Here is a 3,096-nt window from a genome sequence, read left to right as displayed (position 1 = left end):
CCACGATGAAATGGTTGATGGCTATTCCCGTTTGGTCGACACCAAGAGATTCTCTCAATCGGTTTAATCTGGTGTTTTCAAGATGTCCTTATGAGGAGTCGCCATTGGCCGGTCATTTTTTGTTGAGGGGTAAGAACTTTGTAGGGGCCGATGCCCACATCGGCCCTCACGGTGTACGATGATTTTCCGGCAAACGACGGGGCGATGCACCCCAAGGGTACTTGTTCCGCTTCGCTCCACTGCGTGGGCATCGGCCTTGGCTCTCCCTTTGGGAGAGCCAAGGGCCGCCCCTACACCGTTCAGCCTCCCCCTTACCCCGTCACGAAGGCCTCCGGGAAACCGGCGGCCTTTACCTTTTCGCAGTACTCCTCCGCGTTGCGGCGGAAGCGGAAGGCGCCCACCTGCACCCGGTACAGCGGCGTGTCCTCCACCGGCGGCTCCGGCGTTTCCGCAGGCTCCGTCTCCGGCGCCACGTAGGCCATGCCGAAATAGTCGCACACCGCCTTGCAGGTCTCCTCCGCGATCTGGGGCATGCTGTCGATGAGCCACCGGGCCTCCTCCGGCTCATCGTGAAAGCCGAACTCTGGCAGCACGGCGGGCATGTGGGTGGCCCGCAGCTCGTAGAGTCCCGCGCTCTCCACCAGCTTATCCGGCCCGCCGGGCGACAGCGGCGCGATGCGATCCTGGATCAGCCGCCCGATGCGGCGGCTCTCCTCCGAGGGATAGCAGTGCACCCGCGTGCCGGACGCCTTGCCGTTGAAGCCGTTGGTGTGCAGGGCGATGTGCAGCGCGGCGGGCCAGTCGTTGGACTCCCGCACCCGATCATACATGTTGCCCCGCTGGACGTTCCGCACCGTGAAGCCGCAGCGCGTCAGCGCCGTCTCCAGCAGGTCGGCGCAGCGGCCCATCTGCTCCTTCTCATTGGTGGGCTTTCCGTTCCACAGCGCCGACGGCGCGTAGGTGTTGCTGGCTCTGTCCTCGGGGCTGAGATAGATGTTGGGCATGGCTCACTCCTCCAGCTCCGGCAGGCCCGCCAGCGAGGTCAGCAGGCTCAAAATGCCCGCCAGCACCGTGGAGCTGACCACCGCCAGCCAGTTGACCTCACACAGCACGGCAGTGGCGCCGATGGTGGCCGCCGCCGTCTGTGCCATGGTGCGCAGGGCGCGGATGCCCGCCGCCTTGAACCAGAGCTTCCAATTGGTTTTCGTTTTCATATGCGATTCCTCCTTTTTTCGGTTCTATCCTATCCTATGCGTGTCCTTCCAGATCGGCGATGCGGTGGTTGGCCACCCGCACCCGCTCGTCCATCAGCGCCACGCTCTCCTCCAGCGCGTAGGTGCGCTCCACCAGTTTGTTGTGCTTGCTGACCTTCTGCTCCAGCTGTTCCAGCCGGTAGGCGATCAGGGCGGTGCTCTTGCGGTTGGCAAGGTAGCTGCCAACCAGCGTGCCCACAAGCCCCAGCGCCGCCACGATGATGGCTTCCGTCATACGACCGCCTCCCATGCGTCGGCGTATTCCGTCGGGCTGTACGCCGTATCTTGCAGGCACTTATACAGCACCCCATCCAGCGTCATGTATTCGCCCGCCTTGTAGATATCGTGCGCTCCCGTGGGAGCTACGAAAGGCCGGGCCTGCTCCGGCGCGGTAGCGTGCAGCGGGCGGTGGAATGTGCCCCACGCCGTGCCGCCCGGCACGATATCCGGGTAGACGGCATTGTCGTAGCCCTGAATGCATTCCCACACCTGCCCACGAGCGGTGTAGATGTCGCCCATGCTGTGCGCTCCCGCTGCCCACTTGGGGTACAAAGCGCCGGCGGCCAGCCGGTCATTATCGGCCACCACGAACCGCAGCACCGCCACCGCCGCCGTCTGCATGGCGGCGATCTTCTCGTCGGATGTCAGAAGTTCTTCGCCATCCCGCCAGAACTTACTTTCGCTGTACGTGTCCCCGATGCCTACCGGGCGGTCATGGAGCGCTACTGCACCGGGGAAATCCCCGGCGTTGATCTCCCGCAGGGCGATGACGTTGGTCACCGCGCCGCCTGTCACGATCGCATATCTCATGCCGCCACCTCCTTGTGCTGCCGGATGACCACAATGCCGTCGGCAGGTTTAACGCTGGTGCTACCTCCATAATAACCGCCGTTGCCGGAGTTAGGTACGGTGGCTTTCAGGTTTCCGCCTCCGCCGGAAGCGTAAAGGTCGCCGTCCGCTTCGCCAAATTCGCGGGTGGTAGTACCTTGGCCCTTGCCGCCAGCGGTGTCGCCCGTCGCGCCGTCGCTACCATCCGTGCCGCCATCGGCATACTGGCCACCGCCACCAGAGCCACCATTTGCTCCGGTCTTTTTCCAGGTTTTGTCTCCACTCACTGAATGGTGACCGCCATTTGCTACTGCGGAGAATGCTGATGATGTACCTCCATCGGATTGCACTGTATAAGTTTGTGTGCCCGCTGCTCCTACCACGATGGGATAGGCGGTATTGGCCGCCACCACCACAGACCGCACGGTGGTGGTGTAGCCTGCGCCGCCAGCACCGCAGTAGCTGCTTCCCGCGCCGCCGCCACCGCCTACCAGAAACACATCGATCACCATGTTTTTCAACGGCGTGAACGTTCCGCTGGACAGGAACTTAATACGCCAGTTACCGCCGCCGTCGTCCAGCACCTGATATGTGCCGTCACCACCCGACCAGTTGAAGTCCTCGCCGATGATGGGCGCGGAAATGGCGCTGCCGCCCACAAAAATACCCTCTGTCTGGATCATACCATCACCACCTCCACCGGAATATCGACCGCGGGCACAGCGCCCGCCGCCTTGACCGTCAGCGAACCCGCCGCCTGCGCCGTTACACGGGGCTGCGCCGCGCCCCACGCGGCGAACTGCTCGTCGGTGGCGCTCTGGGCGATGCGCAGGCTGCCGTTGGCGGTCGCCGTCACGCCAGAGACGGCCAGCGTCTGCACGCCATTGCTCCACCCCGCCGCCGTCAGCGTGGCAGCTTTTGACACAGACTTGTCGGCCTTGTCCTCCACCAGCTTGTACACGCTGTTCAGCGCCTTGGGGGTGACGGCCTTGTCGGTGTCGGTGCGCTCGTAGCT

The 3,096-nt window shown here is 63.7% G+C and carries 7 protein-coding genes; 1 reads left to right on the top strand and 6 read right to left on the bottom strand.

Translation table 11 applies throughout. The features are described from left to right. On the top strand, positions 1–182 hold a 182-nt coding region (locus ACZM22_RS11090; RefSeq protein WP_489544114.1), incomplete at its 5' end, for a hypothetical protein. 129 nt (positions 183–311) lie between these two features. On the opposite strand, the gene ACZM22_RS11085 is transcribed toward ACZM22_RS11090, so the two are convergent. From ACZM22_RS11085 to ACZM22_RS11060, 6 genes are all read right to left on the bottom strand, one after another. Next, complete coding sequence (locus ACZM22_RS11085) at positions 312–1,004, bottom strand: N-acetylmuramoyl-L-alanine amidase (RefSeq protein WP_489544113.1); 693 nt, start codon at positions 1,002–1,004, stop codon at positions 312–314. Positions 1,005–1,007: 3 nt separating this feature from the next. Next, positions 1,008–1,214, bottom strand: coding sequence for a holin (locus ACZM22_RS11080; protein WP_484426920.1), 207 nt, complete (start codon positions 1,212–1,214; stop codon positions 1,008–1,010). 34 nt (positions 1,215–1,248) lie between these two features. Then, positions 1,249–1,488 (bottom strand): hypothetical protein, encoded by a 240-nt coding sequence (locus ACZM22_RS11075; protein WP_489544112.1) that lies wholly within the window; start codon positions 1,486–1,488, stop codon positions 1,249–1,251. Further along, positions 1,485–2,063 (bottom strand): hypothetical protein, encoded by a 579-nt coding sequence (locus ACZM22_RS11070; RefSeq protein ID WP_489544111.1) that lies wholly within the window; start codon positions 2,061–2,063, stop codon positions 1,485–1,487. The genes ACZM22_RS11075 and ACZM22_RS11070 overlap by 4 nt, the downstream gene beginning before the upstream one ends. Then, positions 2,060–2,764 carry a glycine-rich domain-containing protein gene (locus ACZM22_RS11065; RefSeq protein WP_489544110.1) on the bottom strand — a complete coding sequence of 235 codons (705 nt, stop codon included), beginning with the start codon at positions 2,762–2,764 and terminating at the stop codon, positions 2,060–2,062. Before ACZM22_RS11065 ends, ACZM22_RS11070 begins: the two co-directional genes overlap by 4 nt. Then, positions 2,761–3,096 (bottom strand): hypothetical protein (locus tag ACZM22_RS11060; protein WP_489544109.1); only part of this gene is annotated, 336 nt, incomplete at its 5' end. The genes ACZM22_RS11060 and ACZM22_RS11065, both read right to left, overlap by 4 nt.

It is taken from the genome of Vescimonas sp. (assembly GCF_057856985.1).
The sequence above is the reverse complement of the archived record's forward strand: the minus strand, read 5'-3'. Positions and strand labels throughout refer to the sequence as shown.